This is a genomic window from Bacillus sp. FJAT-26390, from assembly GCF_001682865.1.
In the GTDB taxonomy this organism is placed as follows: domain Bacteria; phylum Bacillota; class Bacilli; order Paenibacillales; family Paenibacillaceae; genus Pristimantibacillus.
This window is the reverse complement of sequence record NZ_MAQX01000037.1, coordinates 30,412-55,165: the sequence shown is the minus strand read 5'-3', so window position 1 is coordinate 55,165 and position 24,754 is coordinate 30,412. Positions and strand designations below refer to the sequence as shown.

The window sequence follows — 24,754 nt, the reverse complement described above, 5'->3', positions numbered from 1 at the left end:
GGGGACGTTCAACTTGGCTGAAAACATAATCGTCAAACAGCAGAGCAAACCGGTTAGAACAAAGAAGACGAGGGATATTCATAAGCTGCCTCCGTTTTGGAACGGGTTGGCGCATCTGGCTATGGGCTTATTCTCATTCATGTGCGTATATCCGTTCCTGTTCATTATCGTTATTTCCTTTACGGATGAGCAATCGCTCGCGGTCAATGGCTACAGTATTTTTCCGGAAAAATGGTCCGCGTCCGCTTACGTATACATGTTCAAGACGGGCGACCAACTGCTGCGCTCCTATGGGGTAACGCTGTTTGTCACCATTGTGGGGACGCTTCTGACGATCGCGATCGTCTCGCTTTATTCCTACGCAATCTCGCGCAACTATTTCAGGTATCGCGGCATTTTTTCCTTTATCGCCTTTTTTACGATGCTGTTCGGCGGGGGACTAGTTCCCTCTTACATCGTAATGACGCAGGTTCTGCATTTGAAAGACACGGTGTGGGCTTTGGTTCTTCCGATGTGCGTTAGCGCGTTCTCGATTCTCATTATGCGCACCTTTTTTAAAACGATGGTTCCTGACGCCATTATTGAGTCGGGTAAAATCGACGGCGCCAGCGAGTTTCGCGTGTTCTTTTATTTAGTGCTGCCTATTTCTCTTCCGGGCCTCGCAACGATCGGCTTGTTCAGCGCTTTAGGCTACTGGAATGATTGGTTTAATGCGCTGCTCTACATAGACAATGCGAGTCTCGTGCCTTTGCAGTCGCTGCTGATGAAGATCGAGAACAACATCCAGTTTATTGTACAAAACTCAACCAGCGTTGCCGGCACAGAGCGCTCGGAGCTTATCAGAACGCTGCCGATGGAGACGACGAGAATGGCAATGGTCGTGCTGGCAACGGTGCCGATCGTGTTCGCTTATCCTTTTTTCCAAAAGTATTTTGTACAAGGCTTGACGATCGGGGCTGTAAAAGAATAGCACGACAAGCATAATTAAAAGGCGTTATTAAGGCGCACGAGCCGGCAACCGGCATCGACGTGTTAATATATATTTTCACCAATAAAGGGAGGAACAAAGAATGGTAGCCAAAAGCAGAAAAAGTATGCTTACTGTACTTGTTTTCATGATGATTGCTGTCGCAGCGCTCGCGGGCTGTTCCAGCGGAAAAGAGAATAGCGGCAGCGGCGAAAAGCCGGAGCCAACGAACAATGCGGGAGAGAAGCCGGCAGCAGAGAAAAAAGAAAAGCCAGTTAACTTGATCTGGTACACGATTGGCGGCGTGCAGGCTGATCAAGATAAAGTAATCGCTGAAGTGAATAAGTACCTGACAGAGAAAATAAACGCAACGATTGAAATGAAAGTGCTCGACTGGGGCGATTACACGCAAAAAATGCAAGTTATTGCAGCGTCAGGCGAGCCGTTCGACATCGCATTTACTTCTTCTTGGGCGTTCAACTACGTAGAAAGCGCAAGAAAAGGTTATTTCTACGAGCTGGATGCGCTGCTAGACGAGTATGGCAAGGGCATCAAGGAAGTGCTTGATCCAGCTTTCCTAGAGGGCTCCAAAGTAAGCGGCCATAATTATGCGATCCCGACGAACAAGGAGCTGCCTGCACAAGCGGTATGGCGCTTCAACAAAAATTTAGCCGATAAATACAACCTGGATATTACGAAGGCGACAACGCTGGAGAGCCTAGAGCCGATGCTGAAAGCGGTTAAAGCAGGCGAGCCGGATGTTTATCCGATCCCAAGCAACATCGATCCATTCCTGCCGTTCGACTATGCGCTTGAAGGGCTGCCAATTGGCGTGCCGCTGAATACGACCGATTTTAAAGTTGTAAATGTATGGGATACGCCAGAAGCGAAGCAAATGTTCGGCACGATGCACAAGTATTACAAAGCAGGCTATTTGCCTCCAGACGTTGCAGTTAAGCAAGGAAATGAACATGAGAAAACAGGCAAATGGCTTGTAGACAAGCAGCATACGGTACCTTTTGCAGATATTCTCTGGACGGACAGCATGCAATATCCGATTGCGTCCACGCCAATCCATGAGCCAATGGTATTTAACTGGTCGGTTACCGGCTCGCTTCAAGCGATCTCGGCACAGACTAAATATCCGGAAAAAGCGATGGAATTTCTAAATCTGCTTAATACCGATGCACACCTTCGCAACCTGTTGAACAACGGTATTGAAGGCGTCCATTACAAGAAGCTTACGGAGGATACGTTTGAGCCGATTCCTGATTCGGGCTACTCGATGCCGGCATTTACGCTCGGAAATATGTTCCTTCTTGATAAGCTTGCCAATGATCCGGCTGATAAATGGGAGCAGTACAAAGCGTTTAACAGCTCCGCTACGAACGCGCCGCTGCTCGGATTCCAATTCGATCCTACAAGCGTAATGTCGGAAATTGCCAACGTGAAAAACGCTGTTGACGAGTATGGCAATGCGCTCAAAACAGGCTCGGTTAACCCGGATGAAATTCAGCCGAAAGCGGTTGAGAAGCTGAAAGCGCAAGGAATTGACAAGATTATGGCTGAAGTACAGAAGCAGCTTGACGAATGGCGCGCAAGTAAATAGAAAAATACAGAATCGGATACAGATAGGGGAGCAGGGAAACAGAAATGGGGAATTGAAATGATCACGAAGTTAAACGGGTATAAGCTTATAGCGGGTTTGTTTTTAGCTTGTTCGATCTGTATGGCATGGAGCGGCACGGCCAGCGCAAAGCAGCCGACCGCATCCGCTTGGTTCGTTGATGATCTGCTGCAATGGTCGCCGGAGACAGACCCGGATGCCGCATTCAATCGAGCTTCAATCCCGCTTGCTAGCCGGACTAATGGAGGTTATCAAGTCAATCCGAATGCATCAACAGCTCCTAAACTGGCTGCTCTTTCCGCAATGTATCAATCAACCAGCAAGGTGCCTTCCCAAGGCTCGGAGCAATTTGACGTATATGCTTTTCAATACTGGCAGTACGTTGATTTGCTGGTGCACTGGGCAGGCTCCTCCAGCGAGGGCATTATCGTGCCGCCGAGCGCTGATGCGATCGACGCGGCTCACAAAAACGGCGTGCCGATTTTAGGCAATATCTTTTATCCGCCGACGGCATATGGAGGAAAGTTCTCCTGGGTCACGGCCTCGCTGCAAAAAAATGCCGACGGCTCCTTTCCGTTTGCCGATAAATTGATCGAAGCAGCCGATTACTACGGCTTCGACGGTTGGTTTATCAATCAGGAAACAGCCGGAGGAAATGCGGCTACGGCAAGCTTGATGCAGGAGTTTCTAAAGTATTTGCAGGCGCACAAAAAGCCCGGCATGCAAATGCAGTGGTACGATGCGATGAACAGCACGGGCGCGGTCGGCTGGCAGCGCCAGCTGAACAATAACAATGCCATGTTCGTCGAGGACAATGGCAGAGTGTCCGATAGCATGTTTATTGACTTCTCATGGAATCAGACGGGACTGAACAATTCCAGAGCCAAAGCGGAGAGTCTGGGCAGAAGCCCGTACGACATCTACGCCGGCATTGATGTTGAGGCGAACGGGACGGGATCGAATCCGAATTGGGGAGCTATCTTCCCGAATAATCAGCCGGCAACGCTCTCGCTCGGCATTTACCGCCCGGATTGGGCGTTCAAGGTGCATAAGAGCAGAGAAGATTTATATGCCAAGGAAAACCTGTTCTGGGTCGGCCAAAACGGCGATCCTAGCCGTACGACAACGACGGCAAGCTGGAAGGGCATAGCGAATTATTTCGTGGAAAAAACGCCGGTAACGAAGCTTCCTTTCATTACTAACTTTAATACCGGCAACGGCGATTTCTTCGCGGTGGATGGCGAGGTGCTGCGCACGAAGCCTTGGAACAACCGCAGCTTGCAGGATGTCATGCCGACATGGCGCTGGATAACGCTCAGCCAAGGAACCGCGTTGAAGCCTAGCATCGATTTCTCTTCCGCTTACTATGGCGGCAGCTCGCTGAAGGTGGCGGGAAATCTTTTGAATGCGAAAAACGCTACCCAGGTTAAGCTCTACAAAACAGAGCTGCCGGTAGCTGCTGACACGAGCCTTGCGTTAACGTTCAAAACGAATACGCCGGGCATGACGGACTCCAATATGCAGGTAGGGCTAGCGTTTGCCGATGCACCCGATCAATTTGTATTTCTTGATGCAGGGGAAGCGACACCTGGCGCTTGGCGCACGAAAAATCTTCCGCTAGCGGCGTACCAAGGCAAGACGATCGCAGCCATTTCCTTAAACTTCACCAGCCAGAAAGCCGTTCTTGACTATTCGATCAATATTGGGCGGTTGTCTGTGACTGCTTCTTCGGCACAAGGGAATGAAGCGGGAGCCGTTCGTGATCTATCAGTCGAAAACGACTTCATCACGGACATCACCGCCGATGCCCGGATTAAATGGGACGGGTCGGGCTCAAATGCCGCTTATTACGAGATTTATCTGATTAAGCCGGACGGCAGCAGGGAGTTCCAAGGCGCTACGCCAAATACGGCTTATTACGTACCTGCCATTAAGCGCATCGGCAAGGAACTGACAAGCGTCATCGAGGTTGTTCCTGTTGATCCGTACTACAGACAAGGCGCGGGGACGCAAGCGATTATGGAATGGCCGGAGTATCCGAAGCCGGAAGCGAAGTTTACAGCTGATGCTTGGTACGCTGCGCCTGGCGATACCATCACCTTCTATGATCAGTCGTTTGAAACGAAGGAGAAGGTCGTATGGGAATTTCCGGGCGGTACGGTTGATTACAGCTCGGGAAATCCGAAGGTGACCTATGCGCAGGAAGGCATCTACACGGTGAAGCTAACCGCTATCAATAGCGCTGGAGAGGATACGGCAACGGCGCAGGTTACCGTAACGAGCGACATTATCGGCGGGAAGCTGAATATGGCGTTGGGCAAGCCAGACAGCGCTTATACGGCCGACTCGCAATGCGCGGCTGGCGAGGCTGCCAAGTTCGCTTTTGACGGCAACGCCAAAACCAAATGGTGCGCCAACTCAGGCACTAATCCTCACTGGGTAAAGGTTGATTTGGGTCAGAAAGCATTGATCAGCGAGTTTAAAATCGGCCATGCCGCGTATGGCGGAGAAGCTGATGCCATGAATACGGATAGCTATAAAATCCAGATCAGCAGCGATAACGCGGCCTGGAGCGATGTAACGACTGTAGTAGGAAATACGTATAGCGTAACCGAGCATAACATACCGTTGACGGAAGTGAGGTATGTAAGGCTGCAGCTGGATAAAGCGACGGCTACGGATAACACTGCGCGGATCTATGAATTTGAAGTGTACGGCTTCAAAAGCCGGTTTGTCGAAATGATGAACAGCGTTCAAAGCGCCGCCGATATGCAGGCTGCATTGGAGTCGCCGGGGCTTAATCTGAATTTGAGCTTGTACAATAAGCTGGATGACTATACGAAACGAGTCGTTTCCTATGAAGTGTGGGAGAACAAACCAGTTGGCGGGTTCATGGACAAAACATCGCTGCAAGCGGCCGTCGACGCGGTTGTTCAAGCGTATGTCGAAGAAATGATTAGAACAGCCGTTGCGGCGGTTAACGGCGCGCAGGATGCGGCTGCTATGAAGACAGCGCTGGAAGCGTCCGGGCTTGGCTTGTCAATGGAGCTGTACAGCCTGCTTGATGATAAACAAAAGTCTTATATCGCTTCGGAGCTGTTAGCGAGCCGTCCGGCTGAAGGTTATGCGGACCAAGAAAGCATACGAGCAGCATTTGAAGCACGGGTGTTTGGCGGCATAAGAGGGCACTGGGCGGAAAGCGAGCTCAAGGACTGGATCAAGAAAGGCATCCTTAAAGCGGATGATACCGCAAATATTGATCCAAATCACTCCATCAAACGGTCCGAGCTGGTAAGCCTGATGAATAAAGCGCTGAATAAGGAGCTTACGTTCGAGGGCGTTATGGCGCAAATTGCGGCAGATTACAGCATGGATGCGGAGCTGCTTGTAAGCCGCGAGGAGCTATTGGCGATTATATCCAAAACGTTAGCGCTCAATACGGCTGTTGACACCGATGCGCTAAGCAAGTTTGCGGACGTGGAATCCGTGAATCAGCCATTTAAGGCTTATATTAACGCTTTGTTTGCAAACGGACTTGCGCCGCTGTTTGCAGAAGGCCAGACACTCTCGCCGCAAAACGAGGTTACGCTGGCAGAAGCCGTTATGTTACTGCGGAAAGCTTTAACCTATGAGGGCGGCGAGTCGCCGGGCGATGGCGAGGGGAACGGTGGGAACCCGCCTGTTGACGGTGGCTACACGCCACCGGTTACGCCACCTGCGCCCGCAACTAAATCAGACCTGACCATAGCGGCAAATGGCACAGGAACGGTTAAGCTAAACGATGAATTGACGTTGGTCGTTCCTGCCGGGGCATCGGTACAGGAGCTGCGCGTCAGCATTGAGAAACTAGCGAATGCGGCCCCACTGATAAGCAATACGGACATTTTGCTTAGTCCCGTTTTTGAACTATTAAAGAATATGACCGGAAGCTTTGGGAAACCAGTGAGCCTGTCGATTAAATTCGATTCATCGAAAGTGGGAACAAACCGTGTGCCGGTCATTTTCTACTACGATGAAGCTAGCAAGAAATGGATTAAAGTCGGGGGAAAAGCAGCAGGGGACATCATTACGGCAGAGGTTGATCATTTTACCAAATTCGCTGTCTTTAGCATTGATGTGAAGGAATTAGCGGAGACGAAACCTCCCGTATCGTTCAACGATATTGCTGGACACTGGGCAGAGACTAACATTAAGGATGCTGCTTCGAAAGGTATAGTTGGCGGTTATTTAGACGGCAGCTTTAAACCGAATGCGCAGGTTACACGCGCGGAGTTTACAGTTATGCTGGTTAACGCTCTCCAGCTGAAAGGGGTAGCGAAGCCGCTCGCCTTCAAGGATAGCGAGATGGTGCGTGATTGGGCGAAGGAAGCTATTTCTTTAGCTGCAGAGGCTGGCATTATCAGCGGTTATGAGGATGGCACTTTCCGCGCCGATACAATCATTACTCGCGCCCAAATGGTGGCGATGATTGTCAAGGCTGCCTCTTTGCCGGTAAGCGAGATCGACAGCACCACTTTTGTTGACGACGCAGCAATTGCCGCGTGGGCGAAAGGTTATGTCATGACCGCCGCGCAGCAGGGCATTATCCAAGGACGCGGGGGCAACCGCTTTGCGCCTAACGATTCAGCGACGAGAGCGGAGTCGGTAACCGTTCTGCTGAAAATGCTGGAGCTTCTTAAGAAGTAAGCCAGTCAGCGAGCAATACGCGAGTAGAGGGCACTGGAAAAGCTGTATTTTCCAGTGCCCTTTCGTATGCCGAGGAGGATCGGATTGGCGCTGCTGCTTTTCCGTTTTTATTTCCCTGCGTGAAAAAGCTGTCCTAGCCCTCATTTTGCCCCGCGCGCCGCTGAAGTTGAAGCTGAGGCAAGAGGCTTCAGCCGCTGGAATCAGGATTAACGGGAAAAAATCCCGTTATATCAACGGATTTCGAGCGAAATTTATGATTAGTTGGATTTCCTCCCGCTAATTTGTTCTTTTTAGCCCAAATGGGCTGGACGTGCTCCGATTAACGGGAGATTTTCCAGCTAAACGTTCCATACGTCCTCTGAATCCAAAGATTAGATGGAGTTATTCCTGTTAGTTCCACGCAGCTGGGGTGCTGGCGATTGAAGTAGTACCCCCGACACGACAAACGAGCCTTAGAAGCGATTCTAAAGGCTCTTTTTCTTTTGGCATAGCCATTCGTCCAACATTATTTCTAGACACTGCGGCATACGCCCAAACCCCATGCTGCGCTTTGGCATAGGCTGTTATCATCATATGAAACCAAGGAGCTTAATCCAAATGTCAAAAAGAGCTATTATAGCGGAAGCGGATGTCAACGAACTATCAGCTGACGATCTTGCCCTGTGGGGTGCAGTTATTTTAATAATTGGCGATTTATTTGGATTGTTCGCAATTATAAAAGAAAGAACGGAGTCCTCAAATAAATAATAATTTCTTTCTAATTATCATAAGCATGCTAAATCTATTTTCAAATAAAGGAGCATAAGATGACTTCCAAAAAAGAAATTACAGCTGATGATTTAGCTAAAATTTCAGTGTCCCTTTCAATTGTTGGTTATAGCTTAGGGTTATTAGCGCTGGAAAGAGCGAAAGAAGAGGAAGAGAAGAGCAAGGATAACGAGCGGATGACGGCGGCAATCAATAGGATGGTTAGAAGATTTTCCCGTTAGAAGCAGCAAACAGCCCCCGAGCTTCAAGCTTGGAGGCTATTTGATCGTGATTTTTATAAGAGAAGCTCCAGCCATTGTTCATTCGTTACCGGTCCAAAATAGAACGGCAAATCGATGCCATCGATGAGCTGCTTGAGCGCAGAAGCTTCATACCGAGTGCCGATCAGCTTCTCAGCCACTTCATTTCTGTCGCCGCGACCGAAGAAATCGCCGTATATGGCAGCGCCTACGATTACGCCTTCTTCTACCTGAAGGCGTACGTCGAACGTCCCGGCACCCTCTATCCGTTTCTTCTGCTGCACGTTGAAGGCAGGAGAGCGGCCGTAGTTCCATTCCCAGCTGCGATAGCGCTCGTCAGCAAGCTTGTGAACGCTCTCCCAGTCCTGCTCCGTTAGCTCGTAGAACGGAATTTCCTCGAAGCCTTCGAAAATCGATTGCAGCAAGCTTTGCCGGAACTGCTCGACCGTCAGCGGCTCCTTCAAAAATTCTGAAATATTAGCAACGCGGCTGCGAATCGATTTGGTTGATTTTGACACGTACTTCTCCGCATTGATCTTGAGCGCCGATACGACATTTTCGATTTCGGAATCAAATAAAAGCGTTCCGTGGCTGAACATTTTTCCCTTTGTAGAGAACTGAGCATTGCCGGATATTTTACGCTCGCCGACTTGAAGATCATTTCGTCCGGTCATTTCCGCATCTACGCCGAGGCGTTGGAGCGCGCGAACGACGGGCTCTGTGAACTTCTTGAAGTTATGGAAGGATTGGCCGTCATCCTTCATGATGAAGCTGAAATTTAAATTGCCGAGATCATGGTAGACAGCGCCGCCTCCAGACAGTCTGCGGACCACATGAATGCCGTTTGTCTCTACATACTCCGCGTTGATTTCTTCGACCGTATTCTGGTTTTTGCCGATGATGATCGAAGGCTCATTCATGTAGAAAAGCAGATAATCGTCATTGTCTGGCAATGAACGCAATATATATTCCTCTAACGCCAAATTTAGCGTGGGGTCGGTAATGCCGTTGTTGCTTACAAAGCGCATCGTTATTCTCCTCCTATGTAGTAGCTCCTAAGGGCAATTATACCTGCATAAAGAGCCAGTTATCAAACCAGTCCAAAAAAGCATTCCACAGGAGGGAGTCCCATGGAATGCTTCATCGCTTTGTAGATTATGCTGAATTCGTTTTTGCTGCTTTTACTGAGGCTGCGTCAGCGCTAGTTTCTTTAACAGCCATCTTGCTTGTTCCTTGGAAAACGCCGCCGGCTTCAATGAGGAGATTTTCCGCGGATAGATTGCCGATGAGGGAGCCGGTCGCGCGTATTGTTAGCGTTCCTTTTACCTCCACGTTGCCGTATACTTTGCCTGCGAGGATGAGGTCGCGGGCGACAATCGTTGAGCGGGCGCTGCCGTTCTCACCGATCGTGACATGGCCTGCCGATTCAATATCGCCAATGACATGGCCGTCGACGCGGATGCTGGCTTCGGATTTGATTTTACCTTCGAAGGTTGAGCCTTCTCCGACAAGCGTATCGGTCGTGTCCGGATTTAGCTTCACGTTTTTAGTTTTAAACATATTAGGGCTCCTTCCTGTCTGCTTTAATGTAAGGAACGGGATCTACGTTTTTGCCGTTGATGGATACCTCGTAATGCAGATGCGGTCCGGTGCTTCGGCCCGTGCTGCCTAGTTCGCCGATGACCTCGCCTTTCTGCACCTTGTCGCCAACCTCCGCGATGTTTTTATGCAAGTGGAGATAACGAGTACTGACGCCTCTGCCGTGATCAATCATGACATTTATGCCATGGACCCGGTCTCTTTCTGATATCGTCACAATGCCATCTGCTGCCGCATAAATAGGATCGCCGGTATTTCCGCCGATATCGAAGCCGGAATGATAGGTCGCTCGTCCCGTAAAGGGATCTTTGCGTATGCCGAACAAGGACGTCACCTTGCGTGAATCGGTCGGCCAGATCGTAGGCGTGATTTGCAAAATTTTCTGATAGGCAACAACCGCTTTTTTGGTGTCCTGCAGCTGCGGAATCATCGCATCCATTTGCTGTAATACTTCCGCGTAATGCTTGCTTGTTTGCATATAGAGATCGTCCCCGGCCTCTTCCGGCAGCGGCAGCTCCTCGCCGCCTTGTCCGCCTTCCACAGTATGGAGGCTGGAGATGGAGACAGGCGATTTGGTATCGATGCCGGCTAGCTGCTTCAGCTGGGACTCGAGTGCGTTGATTTCCACCATTTTGTTTTCCATTGCTTGGGCTTGCTCCGAAAGCTGGACGAGATTGGTCTGAAGCTCGGATATATGATTTTCATTGTCGGACAGCTGCTGCTCATATTGGAGAGCCGATGCCGCTAGCTGGTTTTTTAGCGTGTCGGTTACCGAGGCGTGCCGCGATAATAATAGAAAGAATAAAATGGCGCAAAGCGTAAGCAATAAGACAACAATCGGTAATAAAATGATAACGAGACCGGATAACCGGAACCGCTGAACCGTTTGATTCGCATCCGGAATGATGACAAACGTAAATCTTTTTGACAGCCAATTCATGACGTTCCTCCTATATTTCCCATAGCTTACCAACATGAGTCATTCGACACCCTCCTACTAAAGTCCTCTATTTTTGAGCGAAAATTTGGAAAATATTAATAGTTCGTCCTGCGATAATGTAGAAAGATGTCGAAAAACTCGCAGAAAGAGCCAATAGGAAAAAAACAGCAGGCTGGTGGCTGGGAAGGCGGGCTATGCAGAGGCGCCAATAATTCGTATAATCTGATGAGATCAAAGCTTAAAACAGAGGTGAGACTAGTGGAAGCTAAATTTTGTATGGCATGCGGGCGTGAGCTTGAAACACGCGATGTTGACGGGACGATGAGAAGGGCATGTACGAGCTGCAGCTTTGTGCATTGGGGCAACTATAGCATTGGCGTAGGTGCGCTTGTCGTTAAGGAAAATAAAATATTGCTCGTTCGCAGGGCGCAGGAGCCGGGTAAAGGGAAGTGGACGAATCCGGGCGGATACATTGAGCAGCTGGAAGCGATTCAAGATACGATCGAGCGAGAAGTGCTAGAGGAGTGCGGCGTGAAAGCCAGCGTTAAAAACGTCCTGGCGCTGCGCGACCAGCCGAGGAGCATACATAATCTCTACGTAGCGTTCGATATGGAATATGTGAGCGGCGAGCCTACCCCCGACTTTGTGGAGGTTGACGCTGCGGGCTTCTTCACCCTGCAGGAGCTGGAGTCGATGGACGTTGCCGGCTTTACGCAGTGGCTTGTTGATGTCGCGTTTCATGCGCGTTCGGAGGGTTTAAGAGTAGATTCGGAGCCTGTCGTTCCGCTTAGCGGTTATGGGCTGTTCCGGGCTTAATGAGCTATTTCTTCTGCTGCTTCCCAGAAGGTTATTGAGCGGGACCGAAGGCAGCGTTACTTGATTGGCATAGCGTACCGGAATACCGGAACAAGAGACAAGCGAGCTGTTTGGGCAGCCCGCTTGTCTGTCTTATTTAAAGGGGGAAGGATTAGAAAGTGATGCATACTTTCCCAAAGTGCGTGCCCTTAGCAAGATGGAGGAACGCATCAACGGATTGTTCAAACGGAAATATACGGTCAATGACGGGACGGAGCTTATTTTGCTCGATGGCACGGTTCATCGACTCGAACATAGCCCGGCTGCCGACATTAATGGCTTGCAGGCGAGCCTTCTTTTGTATCGCGTCGATAATATTAAATCCCTCCACGCTTGCCCCCGATAAAATGCCGACCAAACTAATTTGCCCGCCCAGGCGCAGGGCGCTGAGCGATTGATTCAGCGTAGCGGCGCCGCCAACATCAACAATTAGATCAGCGCCTCTGCCATGCGTCAGCTCAAGCACCGCTTGAGCCCATTCCGGCGTGCTTCTGTAGTTGATGCCATGGTCCGCTCCTAGCGATTTGGCACGCCCGAGCTTATCGTCGCTGCTCGAAGTCACGATGACGGTTGCGCCGTGAAGCTTCGCGAATTGGAGCGCGAACAAGGAAACGCCGCCCGTACCCTGAATGAGCACCGTGTCGCCGGATTTAACCTTGCCTTCCTCTACTATGGCATGCCATGCGGTCACTCCCGCGCAAGCAAGCGAAGCGGCTTCCTCGTCGGTTAAATGAGCCGGCACGCGAACAAGGCCCTGCTCGTTCAACACAGCATATTCGGCAAGCAACCCGTCCAGCGGATTGCCCAGCGTGCTGGCCAGGCCCTCCTGCGTCGGTTCGCCGGACAGCCAGCTCTGCGTGAAAATGCCGCTAACCCGATCGCCCAGCTTGAAGCGGCTTGCTTGTTCCCCAAGGCCGACCACCTCGCCAACTCCGTCCGAGACGGGGATAAGGGGCAGCTGCAGGTTCGGATTATAGAAGCCGCTGATGACGCCAAGATCACGGTAATTGAGCGAAGCCGCGCGCATTTTGATAAGCACCTCGCCAGTGCCGGGAACAGGAATGCTGCGCTCTGCTTTCCTCACATGATCAAGCCCGAAGCCATCTTGTATTTCAAATACGTTCATGAATGGTCTCTCCTTTTTTGTAGGTGTAGACATACATTAATACATATACTAATATTTAGTAAGTAGGCACTTTAACGTTCGCTGCGAACCTTCAGGTGCGCAAGGAGGAGAGTTATGGCAAATACGGCTCAAGTCAAACAGCCTGATCTATCGATTACGGCATGCAGCTACAGCAGGGTGCTCGAAATCATTTCGAATAAGTGGTCGGCGCTGGTTCTTTATGCTTTGGCGGACGGTACCTTGCGTTACGGAGAAGTAAGAAGGCGAATCGAGGGCATCTCGCAAAAGATGCTGACCCAAACGCTGCGGCAGCTGGAGAGAGACGGCCTAATTGGACGTGATGTAACGCCGTCTGTGCCGCCGATTGTCGACTATTCATTGACCCCGCTTGGCGACACTTTAATAAATACGATGACGCATTTAAAGCTGTGGACGGCTGAATATTATCCGCTTGTCCAGCAGGCAAGAGAGCAATACGACCGGATTAACGGCGAGGATGAGCGATAAGCGCGCAAATAAAAGACGGAGGAATCGAATCGATTCCTCCGTTTTTATTTACATGTTATTCTTGCGTTATTCAATCATCAGAATCTCACGAATCTCCTGCTCCGATAAGGAGGACAATGACTCCTGCCCTGGCTGGATGACCTCGTCGATCAGATTTTTTTTCTTCTGCTGGAGATCGTACATCTTATCCTCAACCGTTCCTTGCGTGACGAGGCGGATCACTTGGACGACGTTTTTCTGTCCGATGCGGTGCGCGCGGTCGGCTGCCTGCTGCTCGACAGCAGGATTCCACCATAGATCGTACAAAATAACGGTATCTGCTCCTGTGAGGTTCAGTCCGGTACCGCCGGCTTTAAGCGACAGCAGGAAGACATCGCGCTCGCCGTCATTGAATCGGTTGCAAAGTGCAACGCGCTCAGAGGCAGGCGTTTGCCCGTCCAAGTAGAAATAAGGCACGCCTTGGTAACCAAGCTCCCTCCCGATTAGGCCAAGCATCTCGGTGAACTGCGAGAAGATGAGAAGCCGTTTGCCGGCGCTTTGGCATTCCTGGATAATTTCGAGAAGCTGCTCGAATTTGGCGGAGCTGCCCTTGTAATCCTCGACGAACAGCGCAGGGTGGCAGCAGAGCTGGCGCAGCCTCGTTATGCCCGCCAAAATCCGAATCCGATTTTTTTGGAAACCTTCCTCGTTCAAATGCTTCACCGTTTCCTGCTGAAGCTTGGCGAGGAAGGCTACGTACAGCTGCTTCTGCTCCGGCAGCAGCTCGGATGCCTGAATCGATTCGATTTTCTCAGGCAGCTCCTGCAGCACATCGGTCTTCAGCCTGCGCAGCAGGAAAGGGCGAACCCGCTTCGCAACCGCCTCGCGGGATAGCTCATTAAAGGCTTGCCTGCTTGGGAAAAGCTCAGGGAACACAGCACCGAAGATCGACCATAGCTCCTCCAGCGTGTTTTCCACCGGCGTCCCGGTCAATGCGAAGCGGAAGCTGGCTTCAATGGCTTTAACCGCTTGCGCGGTTTGGGTCGTATGGTTTTTGAAATATTGTGCCTCATCCAAAATGAGCGTATGGAAGCTTTGCTTCGCATACTGAACGATGTCTCTGCGAAGCAGGGGATACGAGGTGATGATCACATCCGCCTCTGCATGGTCCTTCAGTACGCCGCTGCGTTCCGCTTTGCTGCCGTCGGCAATGACCGCCCGAATCTCGGGGGCGAATTTTCCCAGCTCATTAAGCCAGTTGTACACGAGCGAAGCTGGGGAGACGATTAAGACAGGCTGCTCCCGCTCGCGGATGTCTGGCAGGATGGAGACGATAAAGGCGATTGCTTGTACCGTTTTGCCTAGGCCCATATCATCGGCAAGAATGCCGCCAAAATGATAGTGAGCCAGCGTCTTCATCCATTGGTAGCCATACTTCTGATAATCACGAAGCACGGGCGCTAGGCTATCAGGAACAGGGAAATCCAGATTGTCAGGATTTCGCATATTCTCGAGCAGCCGACGGAACGATTTGCCGAGCTTCACGGCTTTCCCTTTCTCAAGCGAGTCGATGAGATGCAGGCCGCGCGCCGCAGGAATGCGGAATTCAGACCCTTGTATATCCCCTTTGCGGAGACCGACTTCGTTCAAGAAGCGAATAATTTCTTGGAACTCGGCGCCATCAAGCGGCAATAACGAGCCGTCCGGCAGGCGGTGATATTTGCGTTTCACTTCAAGCGATTTCAGCAGGCTGCGTATTTCTGAATCAGGAATGCCGTCCATATTAAACTTAAATTCAAGCCAGTCGGTGCGCTCGTCCACGTTAACGGTCACTTTTGGCGGCGCATGCTTGGTTACGATGCGCACCTTCACGGCGGAGGTCGCATACACAGCAAGCAGCTTCTCCAGCTGCGGGATGACGTTGTGCAGAAATTCGAATTCCGCATCCTCGTCCTCCATGAAATAACCGCCTTCGGTTTTGGCGAAGGGGACAACATCCATGAGCTCCAGAATGCTGCGCTCCTGCTCGCCGTCCCGCATGAGAATACGGTCGGTGCCGCGACTTTTATCGCTGCCCTCCAGCGGATTAATAACGATGTCGCCGTATTGGAACTCAAGCCCAGCGACTAACCGATCTCTAACCCTGTCTAAATACAGCTTCGCTTTAAGCTGCGTTTGCAGGATACGGTCGGAGATGGTCTCCGCGATTTTGACGCTGCCAAGCTTCATCAAGCCGGGAACGACCCTCTCCATAAAAGGCTCCATCTGCTCGGGAGCAATATGGATTTTTGGCTTGCGGGAGCTGTCGAGCAGATGCTTAAGCTCCGCCAGACGCTTGCAGGAATCCGGCTGCAGCTTGAGCAGCTTGCCATCGGCAATAACCAGCCCATACTCTTCCATTAAAACAATTTGGTCCAAGCCTTGAATATCTAGCTGATAACCGTCGCTCGACGCTTGATCGAATGCAAAGTGAAGCGGAAGCGCCTCGTCGCTTAGCGAAATGCCAGCGACCGTTCGACTTCCGTAGGCTAGCTGCACGTTTGGAGCGGCTATGAGCAGCGGAAGCAGCGCGCCCCAAGAGAAGGGAGGCACGAGCAGCATCCGATCACCGCCGGCTGGAGCCTCTTTAATGAACGAACGAGATGACGTTTCACGGATGAAGGTTTCATTTCGAAAGATTTGATAGAGCTGCCTGAGTACCGCATCGTTCTCCGGCTGGATGCTGTGGATGGCTGGGTCATACGTAAAATGCTTCGAGAATACGAATGCCTCCCGATGCTCTATCTTTTCAAGAAATTCTCGTATGCGCTGAACGATATAAAGCCGCTTCGGGCCAACCTTCAGCTCGATGCCGAACCTATTTTTTCGGTAGCCATTTGGGTAGAGCTTGCAGGTGATCTCGACATCGAGCTGCGTCCTCGTATCCAAGAGCGCCTGGCTGCGGCTTGCCCGCAGGGGCCGTCCGCCGAACAAGCCCAGCATGCCGCTGGCAAGCTTGGTGTCCGCCAATTCCAATCCCGCATGCCTAGCATACCGGGGCTGAAGATACGCTTCTTCCTCTTCCTCTTCATCGTCATAAGGACGGTTCTCGGGATGCAGAAGGGAGGGGTAGGTACGTGCGGGTTTGTTGTCTTGCTTTTGGAGGTCCAGAATCTGAAGGAGCGCAGCAGCCACATGCTTGCAATATTTGTCGTAGGTGCTGAATGCGAGACAGGTGCAGGTCGCATCGACGTCCCCATCGCCGTCGATATCGACCGTAATCTCGTAGCGCCCTTCGCCACTTACGGTAGCTTCGTAGCTGGACGCCTCCGGATCAGAGCTCGTAATGGTTACTTTTCCATCTTTATAGTAAGCTTCGCCGCGCTCATAGAACGTGTCGCCGCAAAGCAATTTAATGATACGCTGGGTGAGTAGAACGCTCATCGCCTCGTTCCTTTCCGTAAACGGAAACGTTTGTTCCGATTTATAAGCTAGCTCTTATCATATCAGAATTTAGGGGCCAGGTCATAACCCCATACTGAAATGCTATCCAACTAGGTTATAATGGAGAGATTAGAGCGTTTATATATGAAAAAAAAAGGAGCTGACCGCCATGCAATACAGACGTCTGGGCCAAAGCGGCCTTCACGTGTCCATTCTGGGCCTTGGAACAAACGCCTTTGGCAAACGGGCTGATTATGAGACTTCGAAGCAGATCATCCATCATGCATTGGATCAAGGAATCAATTTCATAGACACCGCTAATATATACGCAGGTACCGAGTCCGAGAAAATTATTGGGCAGGTGCTAGAGGGAAGCCGCCACAATGTCGTGCTGGCAACCAAAGCGGGGTTAGTCCGCGGAGCGGGCGTGAATGAACGGGGCTCGTCCAGGCATCATTTGATGGCGGAGCTGGAAGGCAGCCTAAAGCGCCTAAAAACTGATTATGTTGATCTTTATCAGATCCACACCTTTGATCCGGCAACGCCTCTTGAGGAAACGCTGCGAACGCTCGAGGATATGGTTCGTTCAGGGAAGGTGCGCTATATCGGCGCGTCCAACTATTTCGCTTGGGAGCTGATGAAGGCTATCGGCATTAGCGAACGGCTTGGGCTGAACCGATTCGTATCGACACAAGTGAGCTACTCGCTCGCTGATCGGACGCCCGAGGCGGAGCTTGTCCCGATGTGCCTGGACCAAGGAGTCGGCATCATTCCTTATTTTCCGCTCGCAGGCGGTATTTTGTCCGGCAAGTACAGCTCATCCAACCAAGCGCCGGAAGGCTCGAGGGCACAGACCGACCCGAGCTTCGGCCGGTTTCTGAACGACAAGACGTTAACGCTCGGCGAAGAGGTAAACAAGCTTAGCGAGGAGCTGGGCTGTACGCCTAGCGTATTGTCACTTGCTTGGCTGATGCATCAGCCTGTCATTTCGACGGTAATCGTTGGGGCTGCGCGAGCCGGGCAGCTTGTGGAAAATAGCAGGAGCGTCGCTCTTCAGCTGGATGCGGCAACGCTGGCGAGGCTGGACACGCTTAGCAAGCCGTTCCGCTACGGCGATCCTTTTGCGTTATACCGTTTGCCTTAACCGGCAGCGGCTGCTCAAAGTCCGCCGAATAGCTCTGCTCTGCCAAGATAGGCGCCATAATGGTATGGGCGTCCATCTTGGTGGAGCAATAGGGCTTTTTTGTGCGTGGAAGCTAGTCTTTGAGGCTGGAGGCAAAATAAGCATATTGCACAAACTTTTTCACGGATGGCCGGATTTTGTTTTCTGTCGACAGCGGCGCATTATCGTCCTTCGACGGTTTGGAGTTTACCTCGATCAGCCACACCTGGCCTCTGGAATCGATAGCCAAATCAATGCCCAGCTCTGCAAAATGTCCCGTCATTCGGCTTTCGATGCCTTTGGCTATTTGCAGCGCGGCGCGCCTCAGCTTCGACAATCCGCCTGCCGCTGCGCTGGCTCCGGTCCTTGCGAGAGCGGCTTTAACGGTCGTTATCATTCCTCCGCGGGCGACATTGGATACGAATTGCTCATTTCCGGCGATTCTAGCGACGATGGAGGTAATGCTCCACTGCCCGGTTTCACCGCGCTGGACGACTGCCCGGAAGTCCACTGGCCTGCCTCCTACAGTCAGAAGCCTAAGTCCCCTCTGAATTTGATAGCGGCTTTTTCGCACCTTGCTTGAGAGCGCGCTAAACAGCTTCTCTATGCTCATGTACGTCTGCGTCCGGATGCCGTTCATATGATTAAAATGGCAGGTGTACGTTTGATTCGCATTTCGGTGTATACGGATAATGCCATTGCCCAAGCTGCCGTTGGTCGGTTTCAGAAATACGACATCGTACTTTTTGCACATCGATTTCAAAACCCGAACATTGCGGAGCAAATGGGATTCCGGAAGATAGACATGCAGCTCAGGCTCTTTTCTTAGAGCTCGGAAAACTTCTATTTTGTTTAAGTATTTTTCGTTGAAAAATACTACATGATGGCGGCTCTTAGCGTATTTTATAAACTGCTGGAAGCTTGCCTTGCCCTCTAGCTTGCGGGAAGTGATACGGTTATAGATGACCTTGGGAATGGGAAAGCGCCGGGGTACCCACTTGGTCGTATAAATCCAGCCTTTGATGCTATCGGACTTTTTCTGAACATCCTCTTGTGTGAAAAAAAAGATTACAGAATTTTCAAGCTTGCATGCATCGCTCAGCTCCCGGCAAAATGACGTATTGACGCCGAATGGCTTATTAGGGGTATGCCGATTGATACGACTAACCAATACGCCGATGAGCGGACCGATCTGAATCGTTTCCGAACTCGCATGGTACTGAATGCGCAGCTCGTCGCCATGAGCGAGTCCCCATTTGGAAGCAAGCGCTGAGCTGACGAGCAATATGCTTTCCTGTGACGAGGGCTCGACTACTACTTGATGGCTGCCAGATCCGAAGCTTAGATTCAAATGCCGATCATAGGGAATCGCCCATTTTTTACCGATTGCTTCGCTAAGCAAGAGGATCGATTCATTTGAAACGTTGCTGGAGCTCTGTATCTGCAGCGTTACCTTTGTTAGATTCATGCGAACTCCTTCCCAGCACTGACTTGTCGTAAAACGGTTTGGACCTATAAATGCAATATCCTGCAAACCGCTGCCCAGTCTGATAAAAGCCGCCTCTGCATGCCGCCCCTTATCCTAAACAGAATGTTTTCTAATCATGCGAACAGAAGAGGCGATTCTGGCAAACAAACGCGGGTCTGAGTGATATCTGAACAATTGAAATTGAGGTCTCGTGTTCGCCTCAAGCAGCCAAATTTGGTGATTGGTATCGATAGCGATATCTAAGCCGAGCTCTGTAATTTTTGGAAAATGCCGCTTCATTGCGTGAGCGATCAGGCCGGACAATTTTTTGATCCGCTCATCCCATTCTGCTCCGTCCTCTTTCGTCACTCGAAGGGCTTGGTACAGCCGTATCGCCCGACCCCCGCTGCTGTGATTGGTTACAAAGCGGTTAGGAGCCGCAATCTTCCCCATAATGCCAAAAAACTTCCACTTTCCGTTTGGTTTAAGATGCAGAAGGGCACGAAAATCAATCGGATTGCCGTCGATTTTAATTAAATCGATCCCCTGCTGCACGAGATACCGCTCAGATCCGATGATTTGCTTCAGCTTTAGAGCGGCTTTATTGACATCACGATAAACAAACCGTTGAGAAGCCGTCCGAATAACATATTTGTCTCCGTCGCGCGTAATCTTCATAATGCCTTGTCCCTGCATGCCTACATCGGGTTTAACGAAGAGGACAGCATGACGTTCAACCAATTGAATAAAGGCCTGTGTGGTGAACAGCTCTGTTTCGGGCAAATACTTACGGAGTTCCGGCTCGCTCCAGAGCGATTCATGCTTCAACCATTTCCTTCCGGGATATTTAATCAATCTAGCTTTCACTTTGGAATCTCCTCCGCTTGTTAACAGCAATTCACGTCATGAAATAAGCTGCGATCGACGTTATTCATGTTATTCCAGCCTCTTACAAAGAGTACCTAACCATGTCATTATTCATGATTTGGGCGAATATCCAAGGCGGGACAAATGCCTTTCTGCATAAGATATCAAACGGTTCCACGCTTGCGAGAGCCTTGCAGACGAAAAAGATCGGAGAAGCGATTATGGATAATATTTTAGGCATTATGACACACCGAATTACGCGCCCGGAAAGCTTTACTAGGCATGCTCGGTCCGCGCTGGCCGAGAAATTCGAAGGCGTCATTATTTACACGCCAAAGGATGTGAACCTGGAGAAGCGGGAGATCCGCGGCTGCGTGTATAAAAGCGGAAGCTGGGTTTGGAAAAAGGTCCCTTATCCCAAAATCAATATGGATATCGGTTTTTATCCTCCGGCGCTGGAGGGAAGAGCCAGCCGTGTGAAGAAGAGCAAGCAGCTTCGTTTTACCGGTTACGGCTTAGGCAACAAATGCAAAATTCAAAGTCATTTGATAGGCTCCTCGGTTCTCCAGCCGTACTTATTGCCAACAGAGAAGGTAAACAGTGCTCAGCAGTTCATTCAATTTCTGAGAAAGCATAAAAGCATCATGCTGAAGCCGATCAATGGGTGGGGCGGGCGTGGGATTATACGGGTTACGCTCGAGAATGAACATTTTGTGGTCCAAAGGGACGGGAAGGCTAAGCTGAGCCTGCCAAGTTCTAGATTAGACTCCTACATTCGGGGCGTGTTGAAGAGCGGCAGACATTTGATGCAAAAGTGGATTGACATACGAAACAAAAACGGGAAAGTGTTCGACATTCGCGCGCTCATGCAAAAGAAAGATGACGGCGATTGGGTCATGACGGGAATGGCCGTCCGCGAAGGCATGAAGAATAAAATTACCTCAAACATTAAGAGCGGCGGCGACGCCTTTAAAGTAGAGGATTATCTGGAGAAAGAGCAAGGCAGTGAAAATGGAGCAGCGCTCACGAAATCGATCGTTGAGGTAGCTGAATATATACCGGAGTTTGTGGAAAAATCATACAAATCCCGTTTGTCCGAGCTTGGCATTGATCTCGCTGTAGACAGGAGCGGAAATCTCTGGCTCATCGAGATCAACATTAAGCCGGGGAAGATGATTATTAAGCGATTATACGGGAAAAAGGCCTGGGAGCAATGCCTTCATATTCCATTTCATTATGCGCGGAATTTGCTTGCGAAGAAGTAAAACCGATCACCCTTCACTTGCATTTATGCAAGTTGAAGGGTGTTTTACATATGGAAAAAGATTGAAGCGGAACCATGCTTGGATATAAATACCAGCGAAATAGACTAGTAAAACTTGCTATTATAGGAATAATCACATATAAGGAGTTGGTAGATCTATGAAGAAAAAGATTATTGGCTTGACCTTGGCTTTGTCTTTAAGCACGACGGGAATGGCTTTCGCTGCTGCTGATTTTTCTACATCCGAAGCGGTGGCGAAGTATAATAAATATATAAATGCGGACAGCTATGTCAAAGACGAATTGTATAATGTAGCGGATTTCCGCAGCAATTACGCTAGTCTCAAAGGAACGCTGGCCTATCAGGTCGTAGAGCGTGCGATATGGTATATGGAGAACGGATACTTTATTTACGGACATGGCTCCAAAGCCTACGGGAAGTATGGTTACGAGGATTGTTCAGGCTTTACCAGCCTTGTTTATGGTGACTTTGGCTACAACATTACTGAAACTTCAAAAAGCTATGATACCGTAGGAACTAAGGTTGCAGGCGTGGGCAAAAAGCAGGTAAATGGGAAATGGCAGCTTACAGGCATTCAAAACCTGCGGATCGGAGATATCCTGACTTGGCAGGAGACTGATCACATCTCACATGTTGCCATTTATATGGGGACGAACCGAGAAGGCCAGCCTGTCGTCATCGGAACAAGAGGAGACGGCAATCCTACTGCACTCGGAACGGTAGATAGCTGGTCCTATTGGTGGGGCGAGAAATTCCATTCCGCGAGACGGGTATTGCCGGATTCAGCTTTAAGCGGAATGGCAGGGAAAACGGAAAAGGCGCCAGTCATCCCGCAATCCTATGTGCTTCCGCCGCAGAAGAAGCTAGCTGATTGGAGAAATGGCAGCTCAGGGCAGCCGACACCACAACCGACACCGCAACCAACGCCGCAGCCGACGCCAAAACCGCCGGTTACGCCAAAGCCGGATGATCAGCAATCACAGAAAAAGTATGTGGTTACGAAAAAAGGCTGGGTCTCTCTCAAAGCGTCGGCCAAACAGAGCTCGAGCACGGTTGGAAGGCTGGAGCTTGGAGAGCAAGCGGAACTCGTTAAGGAAGTTAATAGTTATTGGTATCAAGTGAAAGTAAATGGCAAGACCGCATACATAACGACAAACAGTACTTACACCAAAGTAGTTACTAAATAGTCGACCGATTTAATCCTATAGGTATGGGCGTCATGTTAGAGGCAGGCTGTGCAGTTACAGCAGTCTGGCTTGTAACGGGCGTTCATGCCTTTTTTCTATTTTTACAATTGAATCTGGAATATAGGCGAATATCCAATGCGGGACTAGTGCCCGGATCATATGATATGGTGTGGCTCCGCGCTAATCGAGAGTTCATTAATGATTTAGAGAACGGAGATGAATCATGAGTACCGACATTACGATCGCCGCGGTCGGAGACTTCCTAATTAAGACTAGGATTATTAACTCCGTTAAAGTTTCCGGTGAGAAGGGCTACGATTTTGATAAGCTATTTGAAGCAGTTGCCCCTCATCTGCGCAGCGCAGATTTTACGATTGGCAATCTTGAAACGAATTTTGGCGGAAAAACGAGCGATAACGTATATTCCGTAGTGAAAAGGCATCCGAAAACGAATTGGCCAATGTTCAATTGTCCCGATCAATTCGCAGGCACGCTAAAAAATCTTGGCTTTGACGTGCTTTCCACTGCAAACAACCATTGTATGGATTGCGGCATTAACGGTCTCAAACGAACATTAAAGGTGCTGGATTCTCATGACCTTGCTCATACAGGAACGTTCCGATCACAGAGCGATTCGCAGCAATATTTAATTAAAGATGTGAAAGGAATTAAGATCGGCGTCTTGGCCTATACGAAAACAACGAACCAAATTCCGGTACCCTCAGACCATTCTTGGGCAGTTAATCTGATTTCACCAAGTAAGATTATTGCGGATATCAAGAAGCTGAAGGCGCGAGCGGTCGATCTTGTTATTGTATGTATGCATTTCGGAAGGGAATACGGCATGTTCCCGAATGACCAGCAAAAAACCCTCGTTCCGTTATTATTCAAAAATGGGGCAGATATTATTCTTGGGGCGCATTCACATGTTATTCAGCCCGCTTTATTTTATAAGACAAAAGATCATACCGGCGAGAACAAGCAAAGATTTGCAATCTATTCCTTAGGCAATTTTATTTCTACACGTTTATATAGGAATGATCACACACTAACGGGCCTCATTACAAGGCTCAAAATAAGGAAACATGATGATGGCACTACGGAAATCATGAATGCGGAGTTCATTCCTACTTGGGTGAGGATCACCAAAGCAGGAGGCAGGAGCGTATTTCGAGTGCTGAATTTGAAAGACGAATTGAAAAAACAGGCAAACGGAAATAACAGCGAGCTTGTAAGGATGAAGAAGATGTATGAGCATGTGAAGCAGCATATTAAACGCAGCTCCGATGCGCCCGAACTAAAAGTGTTGTGATCCAAAATGAAAGGCAAAAAGAAAAAGATCACCCTTCGTCCCGCCATGCGGGGTTAGTAGGGTGATCATTTAACGATAGACTTTGGTTAAATCGAAGTGTGTGTTTTTTTGATAGCGCTTACGAACGCTAACGTCCAGCTACTTGATTACACGTCTAGCTACAATAAATCTATCCTTGTAATAGCTGCTCTTATAGATGTTGGATACGATAACGTCGTTTTTGGCGCCTGCATTATGAATCATTTTGCCATTGCCAATATAGATCCCTACGTGGCCGACATCGCTTTTGTTCTTCGAACCGCTGTTCCAAGTGAATATCAGATCGCCTTTTTCAAATTTTCCCCAGGCTACTTTTTGTCCAACTTTTGCTTGCGCGTCATCATCTTTGTTGACAAGCTTGACTCCGACGTTTGCAAGTCTATAAGCAAGGTATGTGAATCCCGAGCAGTCCGTTTTATAAGGTGCTTTTGTTTCTTGTCTCTTTGTCCAGTGTACATAATCTACCTTATTGGTTAAACCAATTGCAGTTTGTACGACCTTGTTTCTCTTAGCAACTACGGATGCGGATGCAGCATCGACATCATGTACTTGTAATAATGATGTTGCAGGCAAGCTGATGGCTAACATCAAGATTGCGATTTTTCTTTTGATTCCTTTTTTCATGTGATCTCTCCTCTGTGTTAGTCTCATCCGTATTATAAGATTACTAGAGAGGGGAAAAAACCTGAAAAAATTGGAACAAAAAGATTATTAGAAA

At 49.7% G+C, this 24,754-nt stretch carries 19 protein-coding genes; 11 read left to right on the top strand and 8 right to left on the bottom strand.

What is annotated here, in order from left to right; all coding sequences use genetic code 11:
- Positions 1–13: 13 nt before the first annotated feature.
- The 5 genes from A7975_RS32040 (at position 14) to A7975_RS32025 (ending at position 8,269) form a co-directional block, all read left to right on the top strand.
- Positions 14–970 (top strand): carbohydrate ABC transporter permease, encoded by a 957-nt coding sequence (locus A7975_RS32040; protein ID WP_442950606.1) that lies wholly within the window; start codon positions 14–16, stop codon positions 968–970.
- Between the two features lie 100 nt (positions 971–1,070).
- A complete protein-coding gene (locus A7975_RS32035; protein ID WP_065387847.1) occupies positions 1,071–2,576 on the top strand; it encodes an ABC transporter substrate-binding protein in 1,506 nt (501 codons plus the stop codon).
- Positions 2,577–2,633: 57 nt separating this feature from the next.
- Entirely contained in the window at positions 2,634–7,280 is a 4,647-nt protein-coding gene (locus tag A7975_RS32030) for an endo-beta-N-acetylglucosaminidase (RefSeq protein WP_065387846.1), read from the top strand.
- Between the two features lie 597 nt (positions 7,281–7,877).
- Positions 7,878–8,027: a hypothetical protein gene (locus A7975_RS34425; protein ID WP_157265752.1), complete on the top strand. Its 150-nt coding sequence runs from the start codon at positions 7,878–7,880 to the stop codon at positions 8,025–8,027.
- Between the two features lie 59 nt (positions 8,028–8,086).
- The gene (locus A7975_RS32025; RefSeq protein ID WP_053374043.1) at positions 8,087–8,269 is read left to right on the top strand and encodes a hypothetical protein; all 183 of its coding nucleotides are present in this window, start codon (positions 8,087–8,089) and stop codon (positions 8,267–8,269) included.
- Positions 8,270–8,322: 53 nt separating this feature from the next.
- On the opposite strand, the gene lplA is transcribed toward A7975_RS32025, so the two are convergent.
- The 3 genes from lplA to A7975_RS32010 form a co-directional block, all read right to left on the bottom strand.
- The gene (lplA, locus tag A7975_RS32020) at positions 8,323–9,315 is read right to left on the bottom strand and encodes a lipoate--protein ligase (RefSeq protein WP_053374044.1); all 993 of its coding nucleotides are present in this window, start codon (positions 9,313–9,315) and stop codon (positions 8,323–8,325) included.
- A 127-nt stretch (positions 9,316–9,442) separates the two neighbouring features.
- On the bottom strand, positions 9,443–9,847 hold the full coding sequence (locus tag A7975_RS32015; protein WP_065387845.1) for a bactofilin family protein: 405 nt from the start codon (positions 9,845–9,847) through the stop codon (positions 9,443–9,445).
- A gap of 1 nt (position 9,848) precedes the next feature.
- A complete protein-coding gene (locus A7975_RS32010) occupies positions 9,849–10,826 on the bottom strand; it encodes a M23 family metallopeptidase (RefSeq protein ID WP_065387844.1) in 978 nt (325 codons plus the stop codon).
- A 258-nt stretch (positions 10,827–11,084) separates the two neighbouring features.
- Between A7975_RS32010 and A7975_RS32005 the strand changes: the two genes are divergently transcribed.
- Positions 11,085–11,642 (top strand): NUDIX hydrolase, encoded by a 558-nt coding sequence (locus A7975_RS32005; RefSeq protein ID WP_065387910.1) that lies wholly within the window; start codon positions 11,085–11,087, stop codon positions 11,640–11,642.
- Between the two features lie 151 nt (positions 11,643–11,793).
- Here A7975_RS32005 and A7975_RS32000 read toward each other — a convergent pair whose 3' ends face one another.
- Complete coding sequence (locus tag A7975_RS32000; protein WP_065387843.1) at positions 11,794–12,807, bottom strand: zinc-dependent alcohol dehydrogenase family protein; 1,014 nt, start codon at positions 12,805–12,807, stop codon at positions 11,794–11,796.
- A gap of 114 nt (positions 12,808–12,921) precedes the next feature.
- On the opposite strand from A7975_RS32000, the gene A7975_RS31995 reads away from it, so the two are divergent.
- Positions 12,922–13,314, top strand: coding sequence for a winged helix-turn-helix transcriptional regulator (locus A7975_RS31995; RefSeq protein ID WP_065387842.1), 393 nt, complete (start codon positions 12,922–12,924; stop codon positions 13,312–13,314).
- Between the two features lie 66 nt (positions 13,315–13,380).
- On the opposite strand, the gene A7975_RS31990 is transcribed toward A7975_RS31995, so the two are convergent.
- Entirely contained in the window at positions 13,381–16,716 is a 3,336-nt protein-coding gene (locus A7975_RS31990; protein ID WP_065387841.1) for a DEAD/DEAH box helicase, read from the bottom strand.
- A 169-nt stretch (positions 16,717–16,885) separates the two neighbouring features.
- On the opposite strand from A7975_RS31990, the gene A7975_RS31985 reads away from it, so the two are divergent.
- Positions 16,886–17,860 (top strand): aldo/keto reductase, encoded by a 975-nt coding sequence (locus tag A7975_RS31985; RefSeq protein WP_065387840.1) that lies wholly within the window; start codon positions 16,886–16,888, stop codon positions 17,858–17,860.
- A 112-nt stretch (positions 17,861–17,972) separates the two neighbouring features.
- Here the strand turns inward: A7975_RS31985 and A7975_RS31980 are convergent, their stop codons facing one another.
- A complete protein-coding gene (locus A7975_RS31980) occupies positions 17,973–19,346 on the bottom strand; it encodes a YheC/YheD family endospore coat-associated protein (RefSeq protein WP_065387839.1) in 1,374 nt (457 codons plus the stop codon).
- Positions 19,347–19,460: 114 nt separating this feature from the next.
- A complete protein-coding gene (locus tag A7975_RS31975) occupies positions 19,461–20,213 on the bottom strand; it encodes a YheC/YheD family protein (protein ID WP_065387838.1) in 753 nt (250 codons plus the stop codon).
- A gap of 101 nt (positions 20,214–20,314) precedes the next feature.
- Here A7975_RS31975 and A7975_RS31970 point away from each other — a divergent pair, with 101 nt between their 5' ends.
- From A7975_RS31970 to A7975_RS31960, 3 genes are all read left to right on the top strand, one after another.
- Positions 20,315–21,478, top strand: a complete 1,164-nt coding sequence (locus A7975_RS31970) for a YheC/YheD family endospore coat-associated protein (RefSeq protein ID WP_065387837.1) — start codon at positions 20,315–20,317, stop codon at positions 21,476–21,478.
- Between the two features lie 157 nt (positions 21,479–21,635).
- The gene (locus A7975_RS31965) at positions 21,636–22,685 is read left to right on the top strand and encodes an NlpC/P60 family protein (RefSeq protein WP_063845992.1); all 1,050 of its coding nucleotides are present in this window, start codon (positions 21,636–21,638) and stop codon (positions 22,683–22,685) included.
- Between the two features lie 223 nt (positions 22,686–22,908).
- On the top strand, positions 22,909–23,997 hold the full coding sequence (locus A7975_RS31960; protein ID WP_053374054.1) for a CapA family protein: 1,089 nt from the start codon (positions 22,909–22,911) through the stop codon (positions 23,995–23,997).
- A gap of 138 nt (positions 23,998–24,135) precedes the next feature.
- On the opposite strand, the gene A7975_RS31955 is transcribed toward A7975_RS31960, so the two are convergent.
- Positions 24,136–24,660, bottom strand: a complete 525-nt coding sequence (locus A7975_RS31955; RefSeq protein ID WP_065387836.1) for a C40 family peptidase — start codon at positions 24,658–24,660, stop codon at positions 24,136–24,138.
- Positions 24,661–24,754: the final 94 nt, after the last annotated feature.

Coding starts and splice junctions, on each gene's coding strand:
- A7975_RS32035 (WP_065387847.1), top strand. CDS start 1,071: ATGGTAGCCAAAAGCAGAAAAAGTATGCTTACTGTACTTGTTTTCATG.
- A7975_RS32030 (WP_065387846.1), top strand. CDS start 2,634: ATGATCACGAAGTTAAACGGGTATAAGCTTATAGCGGGTTTGTTTTTA.
- A7975_RS34425 (WP_157265752.1), top strand. CDS start 7,878: ATGTCAAAAAGAGCTATTATAGCGGAAGCGGATGTCAACGAACTATCA.
- A7975_RS32025 (WP_053374043.1), top strand. CDS start 8,087: ATGACTTCCAAAAAAGAAATTACAGCTGATGATTTAGCTAAAATTTCA.
- lplA (WP_053374044.1), bottom strand. CDS start 9,315: ATGCGCTTTGTAAGCAACAACGGCATTACCGACCCCACGCTAAATTTG.
- A7975_RS32015 (WP_065387845.1), bottom strand. CDS start 9,847: ATGTTTAAAACTAAAAACGTGAAGCTAAATCCGGACACGACCGATACG.
- A7975_RS32010 (WP_065387844.1), bottom strand. CDS start 10,826: ATGAATTGGCTGTCAAAAAGATTTACGTTTGTCATCATTCCGGATGCG.
- A7975_RS32000 (WP_065387843.1), bottom strand. CDS start 12,807: ATGAACGTATTTGAAATACAAGATGGCTTCGGGCTTGATCATGTGAGG.
- A7975_RS31995 (WP_065387842.1), top strand. CDS start 12,922: ATGGCAAATACGGCTCAAGTCAAACAGCCTGATCTATCGATTACGGCA.
- A7975_RS31990 (WP_065387841.1), bottom strand. CDS start 16,716: ATGAGCGTTCTACTCACCCAGCGTATCATTAAATTGCTTTGCGGCGAC.
- A7975_RS31985 (WP_065387840.1), top strand. CDS start 16,886: ATGCAATACAGACGTCTGGGCCAAAGCGGCCTTCACGTGTCCATTCTG.
- A7975_RS31980 (WP_065387839.1), bottom strand. CDS start 19,346: ATGAATCTAACAAAGGTAACGCTGCAGATACAGAGCTCCAGCAACGTT.
- A7975_RS31970 (WP_065387837.1), top strand. CDS start 20,315: ATGTCATTATTCATGATTTGGGCGAATATCCAAGGCGGGACAAATGCC.
- A7975_RS31965 (WP_063845992.1), top strand. CDS start 21,636: ATGAAGAAAAAGATTATTGGCTTGACCTTGGCTTTGTCTTTAAGCACG.
- A7975_RS31960 (WP_053374054.1), top strand. CDS start 22,909: ATGAGTACCGACATTACGATCGCCGCGGTCGGAGACTTCCTAATTAAG.
- A7975_RS31955 (WP_065387836.1), bottom strand. CDS start 24,660: ATGAAAAAAGGAATCAAAAGAAAAATCGCAATCTTGATGTTAGCCATC.